This window comes from Streptosporangium sp. NPDC000396, from assembly GCF_042898655.1.
GTDB lineage: Bacteria > Actinomycetota > Actinomycetes > Streptosporangiales > Streptosporangiaceae > Streptosporangium.
On the sequence record NZ_JBIAZA010000010.1, the window covers coordinates 92364 to 117832 of the forward strand.

The following is a 25469-nucleotide window of genomic DNA, read 5'->3' on the forward strand; positions in this document are numbered from 1 at the left end:
TTGTATGGATACTCATTTCAAGTCACAGCAAGGCTGGCCTGATGAAAGATGTCAGCGGGCAGGGGATGCACCAGTTGCCAGAGGATCTGCATCGGCCGATCGCCCTCGGATGACACGTAAGTCATCGGTCCGGCGTAGAAGAACGGCGGGGCGCCGAGGGACCCGTCCTCCTCCTTGGTTTCGCGAAGAAAGAGGTGCACGGTCGAACCCCCGTTGATGTAGCGCTGGCCGGTCGGTGACGACGTTCGCGTGCTGCTCTGCGACTCCCAGTGGAAGAGTGTCGGGCTGATCGCTCGATCGTTGTACATGGTCGTGGGAGAGAATCCCTTCGACTTCCGCAAGGTAACGAAGAAGACGTCAGCGCCCACGTCGGGCACCCATTTGACGCCTTCGCGAATGTTCCCGGGACGGTCCACACCGAAAGCTGCCAACGCCTCATTCTTGGCATATCGAGCGTGAACGCGCAGCGGAAGGCCCTCAATCTCCAAGGTGACCCGATGCATGCGTTCCTCAAGAATGGATGCTACCTCGCAAAGCTCTTCTCGCCGCTGAGGATGAGCTGCCAGCAAGCGCAGCACGCTCTTGCCCGAGTCAAAGGACACATCTCCGCCGAGCAATGCGACATGCAACATCGCCAGCAGACGTGGATCATCCGTTGAGCCGTTGCGGAACATTGCCAGCCGTACTGGGTCATCCACGTGAAGTAGTCGCCCGATTGCCCGACTGAGCTTACGGTCGGCATCGTTCTCCACAACTGAACGATTCTCAGCGCGACGACGCAGCTCGGCCCACCCTCCCTTACCTGACCGATAGAGGTCCTCTAGCTCAAGACCAACCTCCTCCAAGAATCCCGCCAGGGAGATCTCAGGCATCGAGCGGAGTTCGGTGACGAGGTCCTTCCACGGGAGACGGAGGGCACGGCGCACATTGGCGAGGACCATCTCGGTCACCACGCTGTCAAGTTGGAGGTGGCATCCGGCGGGGAGCATCGGGTTCGGCAGCGCCTCGGGGAGCTTACGCCGAGGCAGTCCGGTGAGAGCACGCAAGCGCAAGTCAAAGCGGAACTCTGCGCGCTGGTGGCCAACGAAGTCCAGCGCGGTAAGACACGTCTTGTTCGGGTCACGACGCAACCCGCGACCGAGCTGCTGCAGAAAAACCGTGGCGCTCTCCGTAGGGCGTAGGAACAGGACGGTATCCACCTCTGGGATGTCCACCCCCTCGTTGAACAGATCAACGGTGAACAGCACATTGACTTCACGCTTTTTCAGTCGTTGTACGGCAAGACGGCGCTCATCGCGTGGCGTGTCACCGGTCACGGCCAGAGAAGGAATCCCGTGCTTAGTGAACTGATCAGCCATGAACCTGGCATGTTGGATGCTCACACAGAAGCCGAGCGCACGCATCTCCCCTGGGTGAGCAATCTTGTCTTGTACGGCCTGCAAGATGAGACGGACCCGGGCGTGGTTACCGGTGTAAAGCTCGTTGAGGGCCGTCTCGTCGTAACGTCCACGACGCCAAGCCACGTCAGCTAGGGAGACCTCATCGTGGATGCCGAAATAGTGGAATGGGGCAAGAAGCTGCTGTTCAAGTGCCTGCCAGAGTCGCAACTCGTAAGCAATCCGCCCACCAAAGAATCCTCGGATGTCAATACCGTCGGTGCGCTCAGGGGTGGCAGTCAGGCCGAGAAGGTAGCGAGGCTGAAGGTGCTCAAGCAGTCGCCGGTAGGTGGGGGCCTGAGCATGGTGAAACTCGTCCACGATCACCATGTCAAACCGGGACGGATCGAGTTCGTCGAGGTTGATGCTGGCCAGTGACTGAATTGAGGCGAAAACATGTCGCCACTTCTTCGGCCGGTTTCCGGCGACGAGCTTCTCGCCGAACTCTCCATCGCGGAGCGTTTGCCGGAAGGTGGCCAGGCTCTGGTCCAGGATTTTCTCTCGGTGGGCCACGAACAGCACAGTGTCGGCCTTGTCTGCGGCGGCCAGTCGTCGATAGTCGAGCGCGGCGACCACCGTCTTGCCAGTGCCGGTGGCCATGACCACCAGGTTGTGCGTACGGCGATGCACCTCTCGCTCGGCTTCCAGTTCTTCCAGTGCCTCCGCTTGATACCAACGCGGGAGCACATCTAGTGCGGCAATCTCCAAGGGCAGATCAGCCGGAGTCGCCCCGCCCTCGCGCTTGAGCGCCTCGGCCAGCCGAGATCCGTCGCGGGTCGGGTCGTAGTCCTCGAACGCTGGGTCAGCCCAGTACTGCTCGAAGGTGGCAGTGAACGTCGAGAGTAGATGTGCTTGCTCGACCTGGGTGAGCCGCACGTTCCACTCCAGTCCATCTAACTGTGCGGCCTTAGACAGGTTGGATGAGCCTACGTAGGCGGTCGAGAAGCCGGTATGCCGGTGGAACATCCATGCCTTGGCGTGAAGCCTGGTGCTATGCGTCTCGTATGAGATCTTGACCGTGGCGCCAAGAGCAACCAGGCGGTCCAGCGCGGCTCTGTCCGTAGCCCCGATGTATGTCGTAGTGATCACTCGCAGCTCACCGCCTCTGGCAATGAACTCCTTGATCGGCCCTTCGATGAGACGCAGGCCGTACCACTTGATGAAAGCGCAGATCAGATCCACTCGGTCGGCGGTCGCGAACTCGCGCTTGACCTCGGTGCCGATGCTCGGCTGACCCCGCCCGTTCACGAGGAGAGCACTAGCGGATAACGGAATCTCCGGCCTTGTCAGTGGCTCTGGCCGTCCAGGAACATCTGATGGCTTCCGCACCTCGGTAAGCAATCGGCCGGGCTGTGCGATCCGTTCCCCTTCGTCCTCGCTGTCGAGGAACTCCTTAATGATCGCTTCGGCGATATGGTTCGCCCGGTCGATCTGCTGCTCAGGGGTCTTGGCCGCTCGTAGGGCATGACGGGTCAGGCTGGCGATATGTCGGACGAGATAGTCCTCCGCCGCCGCTTGGTCAACGGAGATGACCTCCACCAACTCGCCTGAAACCGTGCGCAGGCGTCGGTCAAGGAAGTGAGTGACGATCTGTTCGTAAACGCCCGGCGCAAGGTCAGTCATAACCCGGCACTCTAAATGACTCGGCTCCAATGCTCGATCCGATGAAGTCGGAAATCAAACGTTTAACCCTCGACTGAGGGCCACCTTCACCTGCGTGTACTAAGCCACGCTTCGCCCGGAGATACATCGAGCCTGTGGTGGCAGAGCTGCGATCTTCCCGCCAAAGGCTAAGACCCGACCACGCTACAGGTGACTCTAGAGCAAATGATCTAGACCAACAGGCATCAGTTTGCTAGCCTCCATCATCTGTCTTCGCCAAAAGATCACATATATACCGTCATTCAGATAGATGTGCATCGATAGACGACATAAGCGACAGGGGGTAGGAGTGACCTTCAACATCCGCATCAGCGGAGAACACGCCGAGCAGGAGCTGCGGTCGCTATACGACTGGCTGCTACGTGAGCCAGACATTCTCGACCATGCAGACGTACTTCTCGTTACGAAGGAGCCCTCCCCCGGCAAGATGGGCGACGCTCTGGACCTGATCACACTGGTAGTAACCAGTGGGCTACAGCTACCGAGCCTGGCCACTGCGTTGGCAGGCTGGCGTAAGACCCGACGTCACCGGCCGCAGGTAACCATCGAACGCGGCGGCACCACCGTTGCCCTCTCCGAAGCCGACCCTGACCTCATCATTCAGGTCCTGGGCGCTTTGAAGGATCACCATTGAGCCTTCCTGATCCATCGAAGTCGCGTGCCGTATTGATTGGAACAAGTCAATACGAACACATGCCATCAATTCCTGCGGTCGAAAAAAATCTAAAAGAGCTAAGCAAGCTTCTGCAGAGTGAGGATCTATGGGGATTGCCTGCCACTAATTGCACGGTTGTGAGTAATCCACAAACTGCCATTGACATGCTTGATCCTCTACAGCAAGCCGCAGAGGAAGCAAGGGACACTCTCATCGTTTATTTCGCCGGTCATGGACTGGTTCACTCAACAGGAAGTGATCTTTATCTGGCTCTAGTCGGATCAGACGATAAACGCATGTATCGATCAGTGGCTTACGATCACATCAGAGAAGAGCTGCGGGCCAGCAGGGCGCGTCGGAGAATAGTAATTCTAGATTGCTGCTACAGCGGGCGAGCATTTGGCCTGATGAGTGGCGCCGATCAACCGACAGAACGGGTGGCGAACGGCGCGGCACTGCGGGGAACTTATCTCATGGCCGCAGCCGGGGAGAACAAAACCGCCGAAGCAGGGGAAGAGTATACCGCTTTCAGCGGAGAGCTGATCAACCTCATTCGAGAAGGAATTCCCGATCAACCAGATCTACTAGATGTAGACACATTATTTACGCACGCGCGAGCAGCACTTCAAGACAAAGGTTTACCAATACCGCAGAAGCGAGAAGAAGACTTCAGTTCGAAGTTAATACTTTTTCGAAACCGCGCCCATGGAAGAATCACCAAAGAGCGCTATGGTCCGATTCCTGGAGTGAAGCCAGGCACGCTTTTCCCTAATCGCCATGCGCTTCACAATGCAAAAATACACCGACCACTTCAGGCCGGGATCTGTGGGACTGCTGCGCGAGGTGGCGCAGAGTCTATCGTAGTCTCCGGCGGGTATAGCGACGATGAGGACTACGGCAACACTATTATCTATACTGGTCATGGCGGACGCGATCAGAACACTGGCGAGCAAATTAAGGATCAGTCCCCAACAGACCCAGGAAATGCCGCCCTTATCAAAAGCATCATAACCAAGCTTCCAGTGCGAGTGGTGCGTGGATCTGGCGGAGACAAGAAATTCTCACCTGCTTCAGGATATAGCTATGACGGCCTATTCGCCGTGACGGAATACTGGACAAAACCTGGCATTGATGGTCCAATTGTCCTACAGTTCCGGCTAGAAAAGATCATTGACCATGATGTGCACCCCGGAACATACGATTCGAGTCACAAACTGCATCCCGGTCGCTGGGAGTTTGTAGCACCCGGCTCATACGCAGATAGATCACTCGCCACCGAGCTAAAGCAGCTATACGACTATGCCTGCCAAATTTGCGGAGTGGTTCTTGAAGTTCCGGGTGGCTTAAAATTTGCTGCAACTGTACACATTCAAGGACTCGAACTGCCCCACAGGGGACCAGACGTCAAAGAGAACATGCTCTGTCTCTGCTCAAACCATCGCGATCTCTTTAAATATGGCGCCATCACCATTGAGGATGACTTCAAAGTGATAGACCAGACCGATGGGGAGATCATTACAGACCTCACATTAAAACATAAGGTCGACCTCGACTACATCAGATACCATCGGAAACATCACATGATCGGCCAGCAGCACCTAATAGGCGATCTTGACTGACCTCTTGCCTGCAGACAATTTAGCTACTAGTCAGCAGCCAGATCGTCGAATATGCCACTTTTGATGCCGCCAACAAACATCTGCCATTCACTCGTGGAGAAGTGCAGTATCGGCCCGTTCAAGTCCTTACTGTCCCGTACGGCGCAGCCTCCACCAGGAAGATCTGCTACCTCTACGCAGTTGTCCTGCTGAGCGCTGCGACTGCTCTTACGCCAAGCGAGCGCGGGGGGAATTTGCTCCACGGTTCTTGCCCCTACTCATGCTGTAGCTGGTCAACCAGGGAAGCCACGTAGCGCACGGACTCCTCGACGGTCAGGGCAGCCGCCACTACACGGTTAAAAGTGAGCGTATACGCCTGAACCTCCTCTGGTCTCTCCAGAAAAAGGTTGTCTGTTGGCGTCTCCAGGTAGACGATCGATGGGTCCAGGTCTCCCGCAAAGTCCAGGATGACGAACCCGCTCCCCATTGCTGCATGCGCGCCCGTCGAGTCAAGAAGTACTTGAACAGCGATGTTGGATCGCGTCGCCATACTGACAAGGTGGCTGAGCTGCTCGACCATGACTTTGGGGCCGCCGACCATCTTCCTCAGCGCTGCCTCGTCGATGACTGCCCAGATCTGCGGAGGGTCGTCGCGGGCAAGGATCGCTTGACGAGTCAGACGCGCCTCAACGCGTCGTTGAACGGCGGTTTGGTCGAGAACCTGCCCCGCTTGGAAGACTGCCGTGGCGTAACCGGCTGTTTGAAGCAGGCCGGGGATGGTCACGAGCTCGACGGTGCGGATCTGGGTCGCCTCTGCCTCGAACCCGGGAAGGCTTCCGCCGAATACGTCCTTGTACTTCGCCCACCATCCCTTTTCGCGAGACTGCCTAGCGAGATCAAGTATCGCCTCACGTACTGCGATATCGGTGACATCGTAGACATCCAGCAGGAGGCGAATGTTACCGATATCAGGCAGGATCCACTTGTTTTGTTCCATATGAGTAAGGCGACCGCGCGACCATTCCAAGCGTTTCGCGACCTCATCATGCGTGAGACCAGCTTGCTCGCGTAGCCGGATGAGCTCAGCGCTGAGACGCCGCCGCTTGACAGTGGGACTACCGGTCATCGAGCCTCGCTTCACACATCAAATGGACGAATAACTACGCCGAGCCATCAAAATCAGACAAGTGCCGCGATATTATTTTGGCCTTGAAAATTCTGCGGCGGACGGCCAGCATGTGAAAAGTATCCGCCACTGACAGTGATTTAGGTGTGACTCACATGTAAGCACCTTCTGAACTCTCAGCGAGTTGTCCCACAGAGCTGGTGCCGGGCTCAGTTCATCCGGCACTTCCCCACCCAGGGATGCTGTAAAAGACGGCTCTGTCAGGCGAGTTGCGTCGCCTGACAGAGCCTTGATCGCACACTGGAGGTGCGACCCGTGTCCAACCCTAGTAGAGCCATCCGGATCATTCGGATCCGTTGGCATACCGAACAACCCCCGTCACCCCTCGGGTGCCGGTGGTGCGGGCATCCGCCCTACGCCCACGACGCGGCCAGCCTGCCGCACCGCCCTGACCATCTGTGGGACCAGCCCACCCCCGCTCAGGTCCGCACCCGCATGGCAGCGCGGCGGCGTCTCGGCCTGTGTGGCCGACCGCTCCCGATCATGCCGGGCACAGTGACGGCACACCCGCTGAGGCTTCACTCCCTTGCGGTTCCTCCCGGAAGCCGGGGGCGCCACTCTCGACCGACCGTGACGGCCGCTGTGCCGTACCGGCGCGAATCGCCACCGGGCGTGCGCCCTTCGTTCGGCAGGCGCGAACCGTACCGAAAGGGGACGGCGATATGATCCTGTCTCTCCTCGAAGCCGTCGTGGATCGGCTCGGCATCACCCCGGCTCGACGTCAGCAAGGATCTCCCATCAAGGAGGCAGACACCGTACCCCAGGAAGCCGTACCGCAGGAAGCGGCACGCGCGCTGGCACTCCGGTCCCCCGGCTGGTGCCTCTGGTACGGCACCGCAACCGAACGCTGGCGGGCACTCTCCCCCAACTCGCCGACGCGTTCACTGATCGGTTCCAGACGATGACCAACGACGGCACAGGTCCAGCTCACCCCGACACGATGTGGCCGCCCCTGGGCCAGGCACCTACGAACTCCCTCGCGATCTCCCGGCGTTTCACGGCCACGCCCGACCAGGTCAAGCCCGCGCGGAACTTCGTCGCCGAGCTGCTCGGGGACAGCCACCCCTTTCGCGATGACGCCGTACTCCTCACCAGCGAGCTCGCCACCAACGCCGTCGAACACCCCTCCGGACCGTTCGGCAGACCACAGGAATTCCTCGTCACGGTGACCTTCGTCGTCGACGGCGTGCTGATCACCGTTCAGGACCCCGGCTCCTCGCAGATCCCCTGCCCAAGGAACTCAGGACCGGACGCCACAGGTGGTCGTGGACTCGCCCTCGTCAACAACCTCGCCACCCGGTGGGGATTCCACCGCGACTCCATCGGAACCGTGATCTGGTTCGAACTCAGCTCCCCCGCCGAAAGACCAGACACTGGGAGGTTCCCCCGACGAGCCTGCTAAACCGGCGTGGCGGCGCGAGTATGGAGGGCAGCGCCGCCACGCGGTCAGACGACTGGGCAACGCGCGCGGAGTATGTCTTCCAGGTGTCGCAGAAGCCGAGGTCGTCACTTTGAAGCCGCAGGCGATGCCGGTGATGTGCTCCAGATGGTTGCCGTAGGGCCCGGCGACGTACGTGAAGCGGTAGATCTCGCGGGTCCACAGGTAGTGCTTCTCGGACAGTGAGTCGCTAGCCCATGGTCTTCGAACCGTCCAGGGATTCGCGGATGATGTCGGCGTGGCCGGCATGCTGAGCGGTCTCGGCAATGATGTGAAGCAGAACCCGGCGCACCGACCAGCGCGCACCCTGCTCGAACCACGGCGCCTCCGGGAGCGGGTGGGACTCGTCCAGGTCGGGCAGCGTCGACACCAGCTCATCGGTCTTGCCGGCCACCTGCTCATAGATGGTCAGCAAGCCGGCCAACGTCTCGCCCTCGGTCATGCGGAACTGGCCTACCCAGTCGAGGGATTCGCTCTCCATCGCCGCGGCACCGCCGACCGCGAATCGCATCCACCTCTCCTCGGTGAGGGCCACATGCTTGATCAGACCGCCCAGGCACAACTCGCTTGCAGTGGTGCGCTGCGCCGCCTGCTCATCGGTCAGGCCCTGAACTGTTTGACGTAGGAAACCTCGGTGCTTCGTCAGCGTCTGCAGCAGATCCGCGCGCTCGCCATTCATGATCTTCTCCTGTGGGGTCATGATGCCTGTCTCCCGCGTCATCCAGCCCACACAGATTAGAGCTGCCCACCGACATTTCAGGCTCTCCAAGACGGTGTAGTCGGCCGGTGTCAGGGATCCGTCGCGCTACCGCGACCTCAGCGAGGATCACGCGGCGGCGCAGACGTCGCGATAAGGAGTGGCGCCGAGGTGCTCGCGCCATTCTCGCGGGGTGAGCGTACGGCCGGCCCGCGCGCAGACCGCGGCGGCCATCTGAGCGGGCGCGACGGGCAGCTCGTAGACGGAGCCGCTGTCGTTGGCGAGGCGCAGCCAGGTGCCGTCGGAGGTGAAGGCCGCATCGAGCTCGGCGACTCTGTCGCCGTCATAGACCCTGATCTCCTCTCCGATCCGCTGCCGGGTAGCGACATCCCACAGCTGCAGGGCTTCGCTGTCGTCGATCGTGGCGAGCACGTCCCCGCGGGGAGAGAACATCATGGTGGTGACCTTCTTGTCGGCGATGCGCAGGTCCGGCGCCAAAGGTGTGTAAGTGCGGGCGTCCCACAGCGTTACCCGCTCGTCCCCACCGCTGACCGCCAGCCGCGTCCCGGTCGGGTCCACAGCGACCAGGGGTAGTCCGTTGGCGGCGTCGGCGTATCCCACACCGACGGGCTTTCCTGTCGTGGTGTCGATGAAGCGGCCGGGAGCCGAGGCCAGGGTGTGCCCGTCGAGCATGTAGGCGATGGCATGGACCGTGGCGTCCAGTCTGACGGTTCTGATCTCGCGCCCGCTGCGTGCCTCCCACTCGTGTAGCCAGAAGTCGGTCTGCTCCTGGGAGTTCTGGGAATACACCGCGGCGAAGGTCGTCCCGTCATGGGTGAACGCATGACCGGTCATGATCAGGTCACCGGCGGGCTTGTAGGTCCACAAGCTACGCTGCGTGGCGACGTCGCGCACGTCCACGCGGGTGGAGTCCGTGACGACGGCCGTGGTTTTCCCCTCGGGATCGAACACCACGTCCAAGAATCCCTGCTTCTCCACCGGCAACGCCCCGATGAAACGGCGTTCGGGAATGTCCCACAGTCGGATCTGGGAGGCACCATTGGGCTTGACCGCGAGCCATCGGGCGTCGGGGCTGATCGCGCTGACCGACAGATCGCCGGGAACCTTGTGTTCCGAGATCTCGGATCGCAGGTCGAGACCGACTACACCGTCGTCGAGACGGTAGCGCAGGGTCCGGCCGTCCGGGTCGAACCAGAGGTCGGAGACGCTGCCGGGGGCCTGGTAGCTCAGGATCTCCTGGTGAGCCTGGACGTTCCACACACGGATGGTCGACCCGCTGAAACCGGCCGCCAGCCGGGTGTCGGCGCTCAGCCGCACTCCTGAGACGGCGTCACCTCCCAGCTTCGCCGGCGATCCCGATCCTGCCCAGAGCCAGCCGTACCGCTCCTCGCTCACCTCGGCGGCCTGCTTGGCCCGCTTGCCCGTCGCGGTGTCCCACAGCTCGATGCGCTCACCGCCGCAGATCAGGAACCGACTGTCCACGCTGAAGCCGAGCACGTTGAAGGTGCCGCCGCAGCCGGTCGGGAAGCCGTGGTCCTGCACGAAACCGGGCAACCTCCACACGCGTAGTCTGCCGACGTCGTCCACAGTCGCGGCGATCTTTCCGGAGGGCGCGACGGCGAACCGTCTGAGGCCCGAATCCCATCCCGTTCGCATGACCCGGTCGCGGTTCACATCCCAGATCTCCGCCACGTAGTTGTTGGCGTCGAGCGCCAGGAGCGAGTCGTGATCGCCGAAGTCCGGTTTGATCACCCCGGGGTTCTCCCCCGGCATCTGCTTGACCCCGACGAGCCGGCCGGTGCGGGTCTCCCATACGACGACGCTCTGGGAGATCGCGACCGCCAGCAGGCGGCCGTCGCGGCTCAGCCCGGCGTATTGCCCTATTCCCGTGGTCAGCTGGGGCGCGGTCCACGCCGCGACCTGCCTGCCGGTCGCCACCTCGTACACGCGCGCACCGCGCTCGCTGACGATGGCCAGCGTGAGCCCGTCACCGCTCACCGCCTGGATTCCCGCCCCCGGCGCCGGTGGGGGCCGGAACGCGGCGCTTTCTCGCCGGTACAGGGAGGAGGTCAGGCTGGAACGGCTCTCCACCCCCGGAGCGAGCCGCCAGGCGGCGACGCTGAGCAGCATGGCCTTGACCGGGTCGACTGTGCGCAAGCCGTCGGCGACGTGGGCGAGTTCGCGACCACGGGCCTGGTCGCGTTCGGCGGCCACCCGGTCGCGCTGCTCGGCGACCTGGACGCCCTGGTAGAGCGAGGCGGCGCCACCGGCCAGGGACAGGACCAGCAGCGCGGCCAATGCCATGGTGAGCAGCCGGCGACGGCGGGCACGGCGCCGGGTGAGGCCGCCCGCGGCGGCGATGAAGTCGCGTTCCAGCGGGGTGAGCGTCACATGCCGTCGTCCGGTGGCGGCCCAGCCGAGTGCCGCCTGCAGCCGGCTGCCCTGGAGCAGGTCGCCGTCCCGGCGCCCGTGCGTGTCCCAGGTGCGGGCGGCTTGGGTGATCTCGGTGAGGACGGGCAGGCCGTCTCGATCAGCCTCCACCCACGCGCGCAGCCGCGGCCAGGCGCGCAGCACAGCCGGGCGGGAGATGGTGACCTCTTCGTCGCGTTCGGCGAGCAGGTAGGCGAAGACGTCCAGGATGCGGCGACGCGCCTCGGACCGCTCAGGCAGCAGATCGGCTGCGGGCGCCCGCCGTACGGTCTCCAGGCCGTCGGCGTCGATCGCGACCAGCCGCAGCAACAGCTCGGGCACGAGCTCGCGCTCATCGGCCTCAAGCATGGTGTAGGCGTCCTCGGCCAGGGCCCCGAGACCCGGATCGGTCACGTCGCCCGCGTGCAGGGCACCGGCGCGGCTGCTGCCCGCACCGAGCAGGTCGGCCTCCCCGGAGTCGCCGACCAGGGCGAGCAGGAGTTCCCGCGCGGTCGGCCGGAGCGCGGGGTCCTTGTTCAGCGCGGCGGCCACCAGCGGGCGCACGCTGGGCGGCAGTGCGCTCAGATCGGGGTCGTGGGACAGCACCCGGTGCATCACCGCGCCGAGCGCGTCGGCCTTGAACGGGTCCTGTCCGGTGGCGGCGAACACCATGATGCCGCCCCAGGCGAACACATCGGCCGCCGATCCCGCGCGCTGCCCGGTGAAAATCTCGGGAGCCATATAGGTCGGAGTGCCGGTGATGAGACCGCTGGCGGTCAGCGACATCTCCGCGGTGCGGGCGATTCCGAAGTCGATCACCCGGGGCCCGTCGGGGCCGAGCAGGATGTTGTCCGGCTTGAGATCGCGATGGATGACCCCGGCATCGTGGATGGCGGTCAGCGCGGTCGCGACGGCGGTCGCCAGCCGGTGCAGGTCGTCCCCGGCGAAACGCCGCCCGGCGCGGCGCAGATCGACTCCCTCGACGTATTCGCTGACGATGTACGGCGGAGCCGCCGCAAGGTCGGCGTCGATCACCTTGGCGGTGCAGAACGAGGCGACCCTCCGGGCCGCGGTGACCTCCTTGTGGAACCTGTCGCGCAGTTCGGCGTCGCCGTCGGCGTGCAGGACCTTGAGGGCGAACCGGGTGCCGTCGGCGTCGTAGGCCTCGTAGACGACTCCCTGACCGCCCGCGCCGAGCCGGCGTGCCAGCCAGTAGCGGCCGATCCGGTCAGGGTCCCCCTCGAGCAACGCATCCATCGTGCCTCCTTTCGGGGTTGGATGCGCAGCACCGATCATGAGTTCGCAGCGACATACACTTACCGGGCACCATATGCGACGAGGCCGGACATGATCTTCCGGGCCGGTGGGCATCGGGAATCCCGGTCGATGGCCGGACACGCCTCTTGATCTTGCCTGTGTCTCGGCACGGCATCGGGCCGGTCGGCCCCGGCTTCGGGATCAGGAGGCGATCTTGACCGGGGGCCGGGCCTCGGCCAGGAAGGTGAGCAGCCCTTCGGCGGTCGCGGCAGGCATTTCGGCGTGCGGGTAGTGGCCGGCGCCCTCGACCAGATGGATCCGGGCGGGACCGCTCAGTTTCGCGGCGCTCAGCGAGGCGTCGGCCGCGGGGTCGGAGAAGTCGCCGTCCTTGGTGCCCATGACGATCAGGGTCGGCTGAGTGACCTCGGCGTAGCGGTTGACGACCCCGGACAGGGAGGTCTCGATCTGGGCCCGGAGCGCGGCCAGACGGCCGGGCTCGCGCAGGTTGGCTTTGAGCGCGGCCAGGTAGTCGCCGAAGTCGGCGGGCCTGGCGGTCGGGTAAGAGGAGCGCAGGAACAGCCCCCACAGGGTGGCACTGCGGCCGACGAGCCTGGAGGCGGCCTTCATCCAAGGCTTGATCGGCGCGTCACCGGAGAAAGTGCCGATCAGCACCAGATTAGTGATCATCTCGGGCGCCTCGGCCGCGGCCCAGACGGCGGATGAGCAGCCGATGGAGTGGGCGATGACCGAGGCGGGGGCGTCGCCGTTCAGGTGCCGGATGAGGCGCAGCAGGTCGGCGCCGATGGAGGCCACCGAATGGTCGGCCCAGCCGGTGGTGGAGGCTCCATAGCCGCGCACGTCCATGACGGCGACCCGGTATCCCGCGGCGGCCAGTTGCGGGGTGAGGAGCCGATAGGTCGCGCCGGTGTCGCCCATCCCGTGGACCAGGACAAGCAACGGGCCCTCGGCAGGCCCCTCCAGCCGGTAGGCGATCTGGCCCTCGGCCGAGTCCATCATCCTCATAGCTCATCGCTCCAAAACGAGATCAGTGCTCTCTGTTAAGGAGAGTAAATCACTTCGCCCCACCTTCTACAAGAGCAGTGCTCTCTGTTTTATCCAATGCTCTCGATTAGTGTTGTGGCGCGCGAGCTCGGACACCCTCCGTGCCGTCGCGACGCGCCCCCGGGGCATCGCGACAGCACGGAGGGGCGAGGGTCAGGCGGGCTTGTCGTCGGTCCAGCCCGCTTCAAGGACGACCTGGGAGTCCCACATGGTGCCCGGCGCGAAGTCGGCCTGGTAACCGCCCGGCTTCACCACGACGCTCTCACTGGCCAGTGCCTGCCCGGTCGCCTCGTCGAAGATCAGGCGTGACTGCAGGATCCCGCTGTCGCCTTTGTCGGTCACCCTTATCTTGGAGCGCACGTCGAGCGTGACCGCGGTGCCGGTGCGGCCCTCCGCGTCGGTGACGTTGTCGATGACCTTGATGGACTTGAGGTCGGCGAGCATCCGGAAGGCCGCGCCGCGCACCTGCGGGGTGGCCGGCATCTCCATGATCAGACCGGTCGTGACGGCGAACAGCCAGGCATCCGACGACATCGGGCTGCCCGACGACTCGGTGCCGTGCCCTTCGTACGAACGCAGCAGCCAGGCCTTGAGCTTGCCCGGCTCTGACGGCAGGCCGCGCAGATCCTTCATCGTGACGTTTCGGCCCAGCCAGAACACCTTGTCCCCCTCGAACAGGGCGTCATGGCTGACCTTCGCCTTTCCCGGCGTGGTCGGCAGGGCCAGTGTGTCTCCCGGCTTCCGGTGTGTCAGGACGGAGATCTCCGTCGGGGAGCCGGCCTGCTTCCATGCCGCCTCGTCCTCCGGAGTCGCGGGTTGCGCCCCGAGTGACTGCGTCCGGCGCCACTGCTCCTGACCCCGGCCGGTCGCGGCCGGGGTCCAGCCCTCGGTTCGCTGCCGATCCATGACGGTGTAGTCCGCGCCCTCGACATTCCACAGAGACCGGCGTACGGACACCGTGTGCCAATAGGCGCCCGTCGTGTCCGGCTGGCGGGCCGCCTGGTGGGCGGCGGCCAGCAGGACGGCTCGCGCGGAGAGTTTGACCTGCTTGGGCTGTACCGTCCGACTGGGCGCCGCCTGGCTGCTGGACGGCGCACGCGGAGTCATGCCGCCGGCTCCGGAGACCGCGACGGCCACCGCCGTCACGGCCGCGGCGGCCCCGGCGAGGCTCAGACCCCACACCGGCCGTGCGATCTTGCGCTTCGCCCGCACCGGCGGCCGGGTCTGTGCCATGGCGTACGAGAGCTCGGCGGCCCTGGTGCGCTCGTCGACCGGGGTGTCACCCAGGTGCGCGGGACGTGCGGCCCGCAACTGATCGATGGGGTTCATGACCACTCCTCACTGAGATTCCTCACCCGGGGCCGGGAGTACGTGGCGGTCTCCATCGCCTGTTCGAGCCGTTTGCGCGCACGGTGCAGCCGTACGCGGAACGCGGCCGGGGAGCAGCCGACGACGTGGGCCGCTGCGCGTGGGGAGAGTTCCTGCCAGGCGGTCAGGATCAGGATCTCCCGGTCGTCCTCGGACAGCTCGGCCAGTGCCTTGAGCACGCTGAGCCGTTCCGCCACCTGATCGGCGACGTCACCCTCGGCCCAGGTCTGCAGTTCGGCGTTGAGCGCCTCCCGGCGAACCTCCGCCCGGACGTTGTCGCGCAGCACGTTGCGGGCCACCCCGAGGAGCCACGGCAGAGCCGGTTCCGGCACATCGTCGAGCCGCCGCCAGGCGATCGCGAACGTCTCGCTCACCACCTCGTCCGCCACCTGCCGCCCCGCGCGGCTGACCACGTAGGCCCACACGCGTTGTCGGCATTCGTCGTACATGCTGGTGAATCGGCTCGAATCATCCGTCACCGCCCCACCTCCTTCGTCCCGGGCATGTCCTTCTGACACCGGGAAGTGGTCCGGAACGTCGCATTGTTACAGGCCCCTCCAGAAGTCCACCCCTATAGAAGGACCGGACGTTTCAGGCGGTGGGGCTCACACTCGTCACCATGGGCAGGTTTTCGTACGGCGGGCAATCCGGATCGGCGGCGGCTACGAAGTATCAGAAACCGGCGGGGCCGGTCGATGAGGCTCGGGTGGTCTGGACTGCGCCGCTGTCCGGATGAACCCGGTGGACGGGCGTGACGGCGTGAACTTGGAGGGGTGCCGCCGTCACGCCCCACCGGGAGCGCGAGCTGACAGGACGATCTCCTGGCCGGCGGTCAGGGTGATCTGACCTGATGGCCATCGGGAATCCCGGCACGTGGTCAGGCGGGGTCCTGGCACGTGGTCAGGCAGGGTCCTGGCACGTGGTCAGGCAGGGGCCCGACACGTGGTCAGGCGGGATCCTGGCAGGTGGCCGCCGGATACACGCGCCATGTCGCGGGAAGCCGTGGCGTATTGTCAGCATGTCTTGCGGTAGGGAACTTCAGGGATGCGGGTTTTCCAGTCCGCTTGGGACAGCGGGCCGGCTTCCGCGCAGAGCGCTGTCTTGATCTTGTCGGCTTTGACAAGGTGGGTGCGCAGCCGACGACCTTGAAGGGCGAGTATGGCCGAACCGTCCGCGGTGAAGGCCAGGGACTTGATGTTCGTGCTGACCCCGAGGGACGCGGATTGTTTCGGCTCGTAGAAACCGGTGAGCGGGATGCCGAGGGGCCGGTTCGCGGTGACGTCCCACAGCCGGATCTGGTCCGTGGCGTCTACCGCGGCCAGTAGGCGTCCGTCGGGGGAGAAAGCACCAGGAGAACCGCTGATGGTGGCCTTGCCCACCTGCTGGAGCGATGTGCCGTCCCAGAAGGTGAGCGGGCGGCTGTAATTGTGCGCCGCGAGGAGGCCGTTCGCACTCCATGCCATGGGATAGCCGGCGTCAGTGGTGGGTGGGACGAGCCGCTTGCCGGTGGCGGTTTCGACGACGCCTTGGTCCGGGGCGGAGATCACTGTGCGGCCGTCGGGGCTGAACAGGATCTGAAAAGCGGAGGGCACGACGCCGAAGGGCTCATACTGTCCGGCGGAGGGTTGCCCGGTGACCGTGGCGCGCCGGGTTCCCGATGCGATGTCCCACAGTTCGAGGATGGAGGCCTTCTTGGTGCTGTCTCTGGTGAGCACCGCCAGGGTCTGACCGTCCGGTGAGAATGCGAGGGGATCGTCATCCAGCTGGCGTCGGGTCGACAGGGTGGTCTTCTTGGTGGCGGTGGCGACGTCCCAGACCTCGATATCGCCGTTGTCTTGTACGTATGCCAGCAGCTTGCCGTCGTTGGAAAGACAGCGGACATCCGCTGCCGGCAGGGTGCCTCGCCGTACCTTTTCGACGGGATCCCAGATCTCCACTTTGCCCTGGGCGCGGAGGGCCAGGGTGGATCCGTCCGCGCTCAGCACCGGATCGCAGCAGTCTCCGGAAAACTCGACCGGGTCGAGGATCACGGCGAGGGACACCTCGGTGGTGACGCCCGAGGCGTCCCCGCATCGCAGGGTGCGATCCCCCGGTCCGAACCGGAACTGGAAGCAGTTGTTGGTGTAACGGAAGATAGGCTGGTCGTCCGATCCGGGTGCCCATACGACTCCGTCGGGACTTTGGACGAACAGGCCCTTGGTGCCCCAGACCGTGCCGTTGACGGCGACGTACTTGCTGTTGGCGCTAAAGGCGATGGATCCGTTGCCGGGGGTTTTCGGGACCGTCCACCACTTCACCTGGGCGGTGGTGAGCTGGTCGAAGGGGAGGAGTCCCAGCCGGTCGCCCTGGGTGAAGGCGAACAGTTTACGGTCGGGGCTGAGCGCGATCCCGGAGATGCGTTCCGTGCCGGTGACCGATCGCAGGGTGCGGGCTTTGCGGCCGGTGCGCAGGTCCCATAAGTCCAGCGACGTTTCGTGGGGGGCGATCAGATATCTGCCGTCGGGGGTTTCCTCGACGGAGCCCAGGAGGTAAGGGATCCTTACCAGGCGTCTGCCGGTGGCGGTGTCCCACAGGCCGGTGGCGTCGGGCTCGGAAAGCAGCAGCCTGTTGCCGGTGGTGTTCAGGCCGAAGAAGACGGTGGGGGAGTCGAAAGTCACCGGGTGAGGTTGTCCGGTCTCGGTGTCGAACAAGGCAATGGTGCGGTCCTGCCGGAGCAGTGCCAGGACCTTGCCGTCGCCGCTGAGGGAGGGGGCGCTGAAGAGCCGGGTGTCCAGCGGCTTGCCGGGGAAGCTGAACGAGCGGATGACCGTGCGCGCGTCGACGTCGACGACCTTGACCTCGTTGCCCTTGGCGTAGACCCGTAGGTGACCGGTGGTATCGCTGGCGGAGCGCCAGGTCCCGTCGATCTTCGGGGGGCGATAGGTATATGACTCCGGCTGGCTGTAGAGCGTCAGCAGGGCGTGGCGGGCCTCGTAGCTGTCCGGCGCCAGGCTCGCGGCGGCGACGGCGAGTTGTTTGGCGGTCAGGGGATCGGTCCGGCGCAGGGCGGCGGCCAATCCGCCCACCCGAATGCCGACAGCGTGCTCGAGTTGGCGGGAGATGGTCTGGTTGCGGTCCGCCAGATCCCGGCCTTGGGCGACGGCGATGCCCGCCGCGGTGGTGGCCAGCATCAGCAGGATCGCCAGCGCCGCGCTGAGCAGGGCGCGAATGCGGCCTCGGCGGCGGGCCAATGCGGCGCATGCGGTCAGAAAGGTCTGTTCGGTGCGGTTGAGGGTGAGACGGCGCGCCGTGGCGGCCCAGGACTGGGCGCGAGCCAGGGTCGTCCCTTGAAGCAGGTCGCTGCTTTTGCGGCCGTGCTCGTCCCAGAGCCGGGCCGCGTCGGCGAGGTCCTGATGGATGACCAAACCGTCACGTTCGGCCTCCACCCAGGCGTGCAGGCGCGGCCAGGCCCGGATCAGCGCGGCGCTGGAGAGGGCGACTCGATCATCCTGCCAGGTGAGCAGTTCGGCCTCGGTGAAGGCCCGTAGGACCTGCTCGATGTCCTGCCGGCTGGTCTGGCCGTCGACGAAGTCGGTCCGGCAGGCCGAGCGCAGGGCGTCCTCGGCGCGTTCGCCGGGGGCGACCAGGCGCAGGAAGGTCCGGGGGACGGCTTCCTGCCCCCTGGTGCCGAGCCGGGTGAACACCGCTTCGGCCACCTCAGCACGGGAGGGTGCCGGGGTCACGGGGTTCTGCCCGAAACCGGCCCGCTGCGCGCCCGCGGCCGGGTCCGCGACACCGATGAGACGCAGGAGCAGGTCGTCGGCTTTCGGCCGGTGCCCGGGGTCTTTGGACAGCGCCGCCGCCACCAGGGAGCGCAGCGGCTCATCCAGGATGCCGGTGTCGGGGTGGTGGTTGAGGACATGGTGGGCGATCTGTGGCCACTCTCCGGTGAACGGCGGCGTGCCGATGGCGGCGAACAGCACGATCGTGCCCCACGCCCACACATCCACCGCCGGGGTGGGACGCTGTCCTTCGAACAGCTCCGGTGCCATCCACTGCAGGGTGCCCTTGAGCAGTCCGGTCGTGCTGCTGGACATCTCCGCGGTGCGAGCGATGCCGAAGTCGATGACCCGCGGGCCGTCCGGGCCGAGCAGCACGTTGGCGGGTTTCAGGTCCCGGTGGATCACTCCGGCCTGGTGGATGGAGCACAGCGCGGTGGCGATGCCGATCGCCAGACGTAACAGTTCGCCGCTGCCGTACGGGCCGTCCTGCCGAACCCGGCTGTGCAGATCCGGGCCGGGCACGTACTCGCTGACCAGGTACGGCGGGGCGTGGTCGCTGTTCACCTCGATGATCCGGGCCGTGCAGTGCGGCGCCACTCGGCCCAGCGCGGCCACCTCCCGGAGCAACTGCTCCTGACGGTCGCCGGTGACCAGATCGCCGCGCAGAGCCTTGACCGCCACCCGGCCGCCCGCGCTGTCATAGGCCTCGTACACCACGCCCTGACCACCGGCGCCGAGCCGGCGCGCCAGCCAGTAGGAGCCCAGTTGCCGAGGATCGCCAGGGAGCAGCGGTGTCGCCATCACACGCCTCGTTTCGCACCGTCAGGTCCGTCAGTCACATAGATGCGGCCAACGGCGTGATGGTTCGAGTGGGGGCCAGGGTGTTCCCGCCGAAGCGGCCACCGCCATATCAACCTAACCAGATGGATATGTCCGCCGACCAGATTTCCTGACGACCGCCGACAGGGGTCCTGCCGTGCCTTCCGAGAATCCGTTTCTCTTTCGGAGGCTGTCAAGAAATCGGCGTCTCTGGATGGTCGGTTCGGCGCCCCTGGTCGCCGAGCGATCGCAGGATGAGGGAGAGCCCGTAGTCGAAGCGCTCGTCGAAGTGAGCGCTCCCGAGATGCGCCGCGGCCCGGCTCAGCGAGGGATAGTCCCCCGAGGAGAGCGCCCGGGAGAAGCCGTGGCCGTCCGCCTGCGGGAGTGCCTGTTCTTCCTGGGCGAGGCCCAGGGTGAAGTAGACGATGCTCCACAACGCCCAGGCCGCCTCGCGCTCATCGAGCCCGCCGGCGAGCAGGGCCTCGACCATCGTCTCGGCGAAGCCGAGCGTGGCGGGCTCGGCCGCGTAGGTGCCGGCCACGATCTTGGCGCCGTCGCGGTGCGCGAGCAGGGCGCGGCGATAGCGGTGGGAGAGTTCGCGGATTCGCTCCTGCCAGGGGTCGGGCAGCCCGTCCACTGAGATCTCCCCGACGATCGTGTCCGCCATCAGTTCGAGCAGCCGGGCCTTGGTCTTGGCGTGCCAGAGCACGGTGTTCATCCGGACGTCGAGCCGATCCGCGATGGCGCGGATCGACACCGCCTCCGCGCCCTTCTCGTCCAGGAGGTCCATGGCGGCCCGCACCACGACGTCGGGGCCGAGCCGGGGCCGGGAGGACTTCTCCGCTTGCTTTTTGGTCACTGACCAAGTGTACTGATCCCCGTTAATTGGTCACCGACCAAGGAGGAGTCGTGGAGCAGATCGTCGTTGTCGGAGGCGGACCGGTCGGGCTGTGGCTGGCCGCCGAGCTGCGGCTGGGCGGGGCGCCCGTCACGGTTCTGGAGGCCCGGCAGGAGCGCGACCCGCACTCCAAGGCGCTCACCGTCCACCCGCGGACGCTGGAGATCCTGGCCTTTCGCGGCATCGCCGAGCGCTTCCTCGCCGAGGGCCGGCGCATCCCGAACGGCCACTTCGGCGGGCTGGACGACCGGATGGACTTCGGCGCGCTGGACACGCCGTTCCCGTTCACCCTGGCGCTTCCGCAGGTTCGCATCGAGGAACTGCTGGAGGAGCACGCGCGGTCGGCCGGCGCGCGAATCCGGCGCGGGCACCGGGTCACGGGCCTGGCGCAGAACGAGGACGCGGTGACTCTTGAGATCGAAGGCCCGGACGGTCCGTACACACTTCGAGCGGCCTACGTCGTCGGCTGCGACGGCACCCGCAGCACCGTGCGCCAGTCCGCGGGGATCGCCTTTCCCGGCACCGACGCCACCACCTGGGGCTGGCTCGGCGACGTCATCCTGGACGAGCCGCCACGGGCGCCGGTTCTCAGCCTGTCGGGTCCCGAGGGCGGCGTGATGGTGCTCCCGCTGCCCGGCGGCGTCCACCGGATCGTCGGCGGCGACCCGGACGACATCCGCCCGGACCGGCCCGGCGAACTCACCCTTGAGGAACTACGCGCCAAGGTCGCACGGATCACCGGCACCGACTTCGGCATGCGCGACCCGCGCTGGCTGTCGCGTTTCGGCAATGCCACCCGCCAGGCCGCCCAGTATCGCAAGGGGCGGGTCCTGCTCGCGGGCGACGCCGCGCACATGCACTTCCCCGCCGGCGGCGTGGGTCTCAACGTCGGTGTTCAGGACGCCACCAACCTGGGCTGGAAGCTGGCGGCGACGGTGGCCGGCCGGGCATCCGACGACCTTCTGGACAGCTACCACGCCGAGCGGCACCCGATCGGCGCCGACCTGCTGATCAGCACTCAGGCGCAGACCGCGCTGATGACCGCCTACTCCCCGGAAGGGCAGGCGCTGCGCGCCCTGCTCAGCCGGCTCATCGCCACCGTGCCCGGCTTCTCCCGGGAGCTGGCCGAACGCCTGTCAGGCCTTTCGGTGGCCTACCCGCCCCCGGCGGCCATGGGGACGCACCCGCTGACCGGCCTGCGGGCTCCGGATCTGGTCTTCGATTCCGGGCACAGCCTGTTCGGGCTGCTGCGCGGCGGTCGTCACGTCCTGCTGGACCCCACCGGCACGGCCTCCATGCGGCCTGCTCGCGCCACCGGCCCCGGAGTCATCCTCCACAGCGAGCCGCTCTCGGAGCCGCGCGAGGGCTGGTCCGGTGTACGCGCCGCGCTCATCCGGCCCGACGGCCATGTCGCCTGGGCGAGCGAGGATCGGGTTCACTCGGAGAAGTCCAGGGACTGGAGGAACTCCCGGACGACCTTGGCGAATCCCTCGGGGTCCTTGGCGTAGACGAAGTGGTCGGTCGCCAGCTCGGCGAGGCGGGTGTTCGGGCGGCGCTCGGCCATGGCCCGGGCCTGCTCTGCGGGGACGACGCCCTCGGTGCCCCGCACCAGAAGGGCCGGGCAGTCGCCGGCCAGCCAGTCGTTCCAGTGGTCGCCGTGGACCAGCTCTTCGGAGTCGACGATGTCCTGCGGGTGGAAGGGCAGGCGCCAGGTGCCGTCGGGGTTCTCCTTCAGGATGTCGCCGAAGAAGGGAGCCATCTGGCCGAGGCCTTCGATCAGCGCCTCGCGGGTGGGAGCCTCGTAGGGCAGGGCGAGCACGAAGGCCAGCGGGTTGGAGCCGTCGAGACCGAGCGAGGCCGCCCCTTCCGCGTTGACGAAGGCGCTGACCCGCTCGGGGTGGCGGGCGGCGAGCTGGTAGGTGTTGATGGCGCCGAGCGAGTGCCCCAGGACCACGGCCCGGTCGAGGCCGAGGTGGTCGAGGAGGGCGACGACGTCGGCTATGTAGCCCTCACGGGAGTAGTCGGATGCCCGGTCCGACTCTCCGTGGCCGCGCTGGTCGGGGGCGATGACGCGCCATTCGGGGGCCAGCGCGGCGGCCAGGTCGGCGAAGCTCGCCCCTTCGGACATGTGGCCGTGCAGGGCGACGAGGGGCCGGCCGGTTCCGCCGAAGTCGAGGTAGGACAGGCGCCGACCGGCGATGTCCAGCTCGGCGCGGACGGGGGTGATCGGCTGGGAGGTGATGCCCTGGCTCATGACTGCCTCTTTCGTGTCGCTTCGTGTTGCTTGCGTGCCATGAACACTACAGACAAGTTGGGCGCTTGCACAAGACAAACGCCTAATGCATATGCCTAAGACGGTTATCTCAAATCCGGATCATGTCCTGGCCAGGGGAAGTAGCATCCCTGGTATGGGAAATCGTGAGGATCTGCTCGCCGGCGCCAGGCGTTGCCTGGAGGAGAAGGGGTGGGCGCGGACGACCGTCCGCGACATCACGGCAGCGGCAGGAGGAGTCAGCATGGCGGCCATCGGCTACCACTTCGGCTCCAGAGAGGCGCTGCTGAACGCGGCGCTCATCCAGGCGATCGACGAATGGGGCACCGAGACCGGGCGCGCACTGGCCGGCTACGGCGCCCCCGGCTCCACCCCCGCGGAGCAGTACGAAGCCATGTGGGCACGGATCATCGAGTCGTTCACCACGCACCGGAAGCTGTGGATAGCCACCATCGAGGCGCTCTTGCAGGCCGAGCACTCGTCCGAGCTACGGCAGCATCTGGCCTCCGGCCAGCGCGAAGGACGTCGCGGTCTGGCGGCGCTCCTGCAGGGCGTCGCGGAAGACGAGGTTCAGGACGCCACGGTGCGCACGCTCGGCTCGGTGCAGATGGCCCTGCTGTCCGGGGTGATGTTCCAGTGGCTGACCGACCCCGAGCACTCCCCGTCCGGGGCCGAGATACTGGAGGGGCTGCGAGCCATCACGGCGGCCTTCGGGCCGGCCGGCGAGAAGGACCCGGCCGACGCAAAAGACCCGGCCGGCTCCGCCGTCGACACCGTCGGCTGAGCGAGATCCTTCCCCGAACCACGCCTGGCGGCCTCACCCGGGCCGGACCACTACGCTCGGTGGCATGCCCGCCCAGTTTGTATGCCGTTGTCTCCTTTGCATCGAACGCGATGTCGAGCTCGACGAGATCGACATCAGCACGATACGGAGCGTCCGGGAGCACGGGTGGGCCGTCATCATGGTGCCGGAGGACGATGACGGGCCGGGGTGGGCGTTCACCGTCGGGCTGTGGCACACGTTCCGCTCGCCCGAGGCGGCCATGTTCGGGTTGCGCGTCGAGGTGATGAAGAACTGCCTCGACACCCTGGCGAACGAGATCGCGGCCGGGCGCCATCTCGTCGCCGACCAGGAGCGGGACGACGTCATCAGGAACTACTCGGTCGTCACGAGGAACGTGGACACCAGCTGGTACCGGTCGCTGTTCGGCATGGCGCTGCACTTCTACCAGCAGCCCCCGCTGCCTTTCATGGAGGTGGTCTGGCCCGACGCCGCCGGGCTGTATCCCTGGGACGCGCGCTCGGCGCCGAAACTGCGCGAGCTCCAGCCGTCACTGTGGATTCCGAAGGACGACCACCCTCCCGGCCCGTGGACGAAACTCCCCTGAGGCGCCCTTCGCCGTCACCGGCGGCCGCCGGGCGGCTCGCCGAACCAGCGGTGAAGCGCGGTCCGCAGGGTGGACGCGTCGCCCGGAGCGCACCAGGCGACATATCCGTCCGGCCGGACGAGCTGCGGCTCGCACCGTGCCCGTACGGTGTCCACCCGGCCGGCCCACTCCGCCGCGACGTCCACGAGCTCGTCGTCGTCGCCCAGGAACAGGGGCCGGCCGGCGTGGAGCAGCTCCACCAGGGTGACGGCACCGTCGGCGGTCTTGATCTTGGCGTCCGGGGCGAACCGGCCGGCCCCGGGGTGGCCGACGTCGTAGGTCGTGGCGGTGCCGCTGACCATGCCGCTCAGATAGTCGTTGACCTGCTCCAGCCGCATGAGATCGGCGAACAGCTCCCGCAGGGGGTCGACGCGGGGGTCGGGGTCGGCGAGGGCGCCCTGCGCGCGGACGTTCCACAGGACCCGCGCCGCCACCGGGTGCCGCTCGCCGTGGTAGCTGTCGAGCAACCCGTCCGGAGCCCACCCCCGCACCTGGGCGGCGAGCTTCCAGCCCAGGTTCATGGCGTCCTCCATGCCGGTGTTGAGCCCCTGCCCTCCCCAGGGGAAGTGCACGTGGGCGGCGTCCCCGGCGACGAGCACGCGCCCCCGGCGGTAGGTCTCCGCCTGGAGCGCCGCGTCGCCGTACCGGCTCAGGCCGCGCGGTTCGGTCATGCGGATCGGGCGGCCGGCGATGTATTCGGCCACGCTCCGCAGCTCTTCCAGGGTCACCGGCGCCTCCCGCTCCAGATGCGGGCCGCGGAAGTCGTAGGTGCTGATCCGGCTGTGGCCGTAGGTTCCCCCACCCCAGATCAGAAGCCAGCCTCTCGGGGTGCGGTGCCAGCCGCCGGGGATGGGATCCAGTAGCCGGACGTCGCCCATCAGCGCGGCGACGCTCGCCGGGGCACCGGTGAACGGGATGCCCGCCAGCTTGCGGACCGCGCTCCGGGCGCCGTCGGTGCCGACCGCGTAGCGGGTGACCAGTTCGTACGGCCCCGCCGGGCCCTCCACGGTGAGCGTGACGCGATCGGCGTCCTGGGTGAGCCCGACGATCTCGTGCCCCCGCCGGATCTCCGCGCCCAGCTCGGCGGCACGGTCGGCGAACACCTGTTCCGCCCAGGCCTGCGGGCTGCCGACGATGCTGGGCCCTTCTCCGGCCACCGCGCCGAGGTCCAGCTCGAACATGCCGGAGAAGTGGAAACGAACGCCGCCGTAGGAGGACCTGCCCACCGCGTCGAGCAGGCCTCGGCGGTTCAGGCTCTGGGCGGTCCTGGCGTGCAGCGTTCCGGCCTTGGACTCCCCCGTCGGCTCCGGCAGCCGTTCCAGGACCACCGGCCGGACTCCCTGGAGGGCGATCTCGGCCGCGAGCAGCATGCCCACCGGGCCGCCACCGACCACCACGACGTCGAAACCGTCAAAACCATCGAGGCTAATGGCTGGGGAGGACATGGCTTCCTTCGGGTCGTTCGATGAGGACGAGCGGTCTGACTGTTCGGGATAATCGTAC

General features: G+C 66.1%; 19 protein-coding genes. 7 read left to right on the top strand and 12 right to left on the bottom strand.

All coding sequences use genetic code 11. The annotated features are described in order from the left end of the window. Positions 1-17: 17 nt before the first annotated feature. Positions 18-3059: a DUF3427 domain-containing protein gene (locus ACFY2X_RS17880; RefSeq protein ID WP_389939388.1), complete on the bottom strand. Its 3042-nt coding sequence runs from the start codon at positions 3057-3059 to the stop codon at positions 18-20. Positions 3060-3387: 328 nt separating this feature from the next. On the opposite strand from ACFY2X_RS17880, the gene ACFY2X_RS17885 reads away from it, so the two are divergent. Further along, positions 3388-3732, top strand: a complete 345-nt coding sequence (locus ACFY2X_RS17885) for a hypothetical protein (protein ID WP_389939390.1) — start codon at positions 3388-3390, stop codon at positions 3730-3732. Next, positions 3729-5372, top strand: a complete 1644-nt coding sequence (locus tag ACFY2X_RS17890; RefSeq protein ID WP_389939392.1) for a YDG/SRA domain-containing protein — start codon at positions 3729-3731, stop codon at positions 5370-5372. The genes ACFY2X_RS17885 and ACFY2X_RS17890 overlap by 4 nt, the downstream gene beginning before the upstream one ends. A gap of 26 nt (positions 5373-5398) precedes the next feature. Here ACFY2X_RS17890 and ACFY2X_RS17895 read toward each other — a convergent pair whose 3' ends face one another. Both ACFY2X_RS17895 and ACFY2X_RS17900 read right to left on the bottom strand, forming a co-directional pair. Continuing rightward, on the bottom strand, positions 5399-5614 hold the full coding sequence (locus ACFY2X_RS17895; protein WP_389939394.1) for a DUF397 domain-containing protein: 216 nt from the start codon (positions 5612-5614) through the stop codon (positions 5399-5401). A gap of 11 nt (positions 5615-5625) precedes the next feature. Then, positions 5626-6477, bottom strand: coding sequence for a helix-turn-helix domain-containing protein (locus ACFY2X_RS17900; RefSeq protein WP_389939396.1), 852 nt, complete (start codon positions 6475-6477; stop codon positions 5626-5628). 722 nt (positions 6478-7199) lie between these two features. Between ACFY2X_RS17900 and ACFY2X_RS17905 the strand changes: the two genes are divergently transcribed. Both ACFY2X_RS17905 and ACFY2X_RS17910 read left to right on the top strand, forming a co-directional pair. After that, positions 7200-7442 carry a hypothetical protein gene (locus tag ACFY2X_RS17905; protein ID WP_389939398.1) on the top strand — a complete coding sequence of 81 codons (243 nt, stop codon included), beginning with the start codon at positions 7200-7202 and terminating at the stop codon, positions 7440-7442. Beyond that, entirely contained in the window at positions 7439-7939 is a 501-nt protein-coding gene (locus tag ACFY2X_RS17910; protein ID WP_389939399.1) for an ATP-binding protein, read from the top strand. The genes ACFY2X_RS17905 and ACFY2X_RS17910 overlap by 4 nt, the downstream gene beginning before the upstream one ends. Positions 7940-8165: 226 nt before the next feature. On the opposite strand, the gene ACFY2X_RS17915 is transcribed toward ACFY2X_RS17910, so the two are convergent. From ACFY2X_RS17915 to ACFY2X_RS17945, 7 genes are all read right to left on the bottom strand, one after another. After that, the gene (locus tag ACFY2X_RS17915) at positions 8166-8675 is read right to left on the bottom strand and encodes a DinB family protein (protein WP_389939401.1); all 510 of its coding nucleotides are present in this window, start codon (positions 8673-8675) and stop codon (positions 8166-8168) included. Positions 8676-8801: 126 nt separating this feature from the next. After that, a complete protein-coding gene (locus ACFY2X_RS17920; protein WP_389939403.1) occupies positions 8802-12359 on the bottom strand; it encodes a protein kinase in 3558 nt (1185 codons plus the stop codon). Between the two features lie 201 nt (positions 12360-12560). Beyond that, on the bottom strand, positions 12561-13382 hold the full coding sequence (locus ACFY2X_RS17925; RefSeq protein WP_389939405.1) for an alpha/beta fold hydrolase: 822 nt from the start codon (positions 13380-13382) through the stop codon (positions 12561-12563). Positions 13383-13574: 192 nt separating this feature from the next. Beyond that, positions 13575-14750, bottom strand: coding sequence for a CU044_5270 family protein (locus ACFY2X_RS17930; RefSeq protein WP_389939407.1), 1176 nt, complete (start codon positions 14748-14750; stop codon positions 13575-13577). Beyond that, positions 14747-15268 (bottom strand): RNA polymerase sigma factor, encoded by a 522-nt coding sequence (locus ACFY2X_RS17935; RefSeq protein ID WP_389939409.1) that lies wholly within the window; start codon positions 15266-15268, stop codon positions 14747-14749. The genes ACFY2X_RS17930 and ACFY2X_RS17935 overlap by 4 nt, the downstream gene beginning before the upstream one ends. Before the next feature lie 534 nt (positions 15269-15802). Further along, complete coding sequence (locus ACFY2X_RS17940) at positions 15803-19351, bottom strand: protein kinase (protein WP_389939411.1); 3549 nt, start codon at positions 19349-19351, stop codon at positions 15803-15805. Positions 19352-19562: 211 nt separating this feature from the next. Beyond that, positions 19563-20228, bottom strand: a complete 666-nt coding sequence (locus ACFY2X_RS17945) for a TetR/AcrR family transcriptional regulator C-terminal domain-containing protein (protein ID WP_389939413.1) — start codon at positions 20226-20228, stop codon at positions 19563-19565. Positions 20229-20278: 50 nt separating this feature from the next. Between ACFY2X_RS17945 and ACFY2X_RS17950 the strand changes: the two genes are divergently transcribed. Continuing rightward, complete coding sequence (locus tag ACFY2X_RS17950) at positions 20279-21775, top strand: FAD-dependent monooxygenase (RefSeq protein WP_389939415.1); 1497 nt, start codon at positions 20279-20281, stop codon at positions 21773-21775. Here ACFY2X_RS17950 and ACFY2X_RS17955 read toward each other — a convergent pair. Then, on the bottom strand, positions 21703-22521 hold the full coding sequence (locus ACFY2X_RS17955; RefSeq protein ID WP_389939417.1) for an alpha/beta fold hydrolase: 819 nt from the start codon (positions 22519-22521) through the stop codon (positions 21703-21705). The genes ACFY2X_RS17950 and ACFY2X_RS17955 overlap by 73 nt on opposite strands. Positions 22522-22675: 154 nt before the next feature. Here ACFY2X_RS17955 and ACFY2X_RS17960 point away from each other — a divergent pair, with 154 nt between their 5' ends. Together ACFY2X_RS17960 and ACFY2X_RS17965 are read left to right on the top strand one after the other, a co-directional pair. Next, positions 22676-23323: a TetR/AcrR family transcriptional regulator gene (locus ACFY2X_RS17960; protein WP_389939419.1), complete on the top strand. Its 648-nt coding sequence runs from the start codon at positions 22676-22678 to the stop codon at positions 23321-23323. 64 nt (positions 23324-23387) lie between these two features. Beyond that, positions 23388-23927: a DUF4262 domain-containing protein gene (locus ACFY2X_RS17965; protein WP_389939421.1), complete on the top strand. Its 540-nt coding sequence runs from the start codon at positions 23388-23390 to the stop codon at positions 23925-23927. Between the two features lie 14 nt (positions 23928-23941). Here the strand turns inward: ACFY2X_RS17965 and ACFY2X_RS17970 are convergent, their stop codons facing one another. Further along, a complete protein-coding gene (locus ACFY2X_RS17970) occupies positions 23942-25411 on the bottom strand; it encodes an FAD-dependent monooxygenase (protein ID WP_389939423.1) in 1470 nt (489 codons plus the stop codon). Between the last annotated feature and the right edge of the window lie 58 nt (positions 25412-25469).

Excerpts from the sequence above, each read along its gene's own strand:
- ACFY2X_RS17880 (WP_389939388.1), bottom strand. The coding sequence starts at position 3,059 with ATGACTGACCTTGCGCCGGGCGTTTACGAACAGATCGTCACTCACTTC.
- ACFY2X_RS17900 (WP_389939396.1), bottom strand. The coding sequence starts at position 6,477 with ATGACCGGTAGTCCCACTGTCAAGCGGCGGCGTCTCAGCGCTGAGCTC.
- ACFY2X_RS17905 (WP_389939398.1), top strand. The coding sequence starts at position 7,200 with ATGATCCTGTCTCTCCTCGAAGCCGTCGTGGATCGGCTCGGCATCACC.
- ACFY2X_RS17910 (WP_389939399.1), top strand. The coding sequence starts at position 7,439 with ATGACCAACGACGGCACAGGTCCAGCTCACCCCGACACGATGTGGCCG.
- ACFY2X_RS17915 (WP_389939401.1), bottom strand. The coding sequence starts at position 8,675 with ATGACCCCACAGGAGAAGATCATGAATGGCGAGCGCGCGGATCTGCTG.
- ACFY2X_RS17920 (WP_389939403.1), bottom strand. The coding sequence starts at position 12,359 with ATGGATGCGTTGCTCGAGGGGGACCCTGACCGGATCGGCCGCTACTGG.
- ACFY2X_RS17925 (WP_389939405.1), bottom strand. The coding sequence starts at position 13,382 with ATGAGGATGATGGACTCGGCCGAGGGCCAGATCGCCTACCGGCTGGAG.
- ACFY2X_RS17930 (WP_389939407.1), bottom strand. The coding sequence starts at position 14,750 with ATGAACCCCATCGATCAGTTGCGGGCCGCACGTCCCGCGCACCTGGGT.
- ACFY2X_RS17940 (WP_389939411.1), bottom strand. The coding sequence starts at position 19,351 with ATGGCGACACCGCTGCTCCCTGGCGATCCTCGGCAACTGGGCTCCTAC.
- ACFY2X_RS17955 (WP_389939417.1), bottom strand. The coding sequence starts at position 22,521 with ATGAGCCAGGGCATCACCTCCCAGCCGATCACCCCCGTCCGCGCCGAG.
- ACFY2X_RS17960 (WP_389939419.1), top strand. The coding sequence starts at position 22,676 with ATGGGAAATCGTGAGGATCTGCTCGCCGGCGCCAGGCGTTGCCTGGAG.
- ACFY2X_RS17965 (WP_389939421.1), top strand. The coding sequence starts at position 23,388 with ATGCCCGCCCAGTTTGTATGCCGTTGTCTCCTTTGCATCGAACGCGAT.
- ACFY2X_RS17970 (WP_389939423.1), bottom strand. The coding sequence starts at position 25,411 with ATGTCCTCCCCAGCCATTAGCCTCGATGGTTTTGACGGTTTCGACGTC.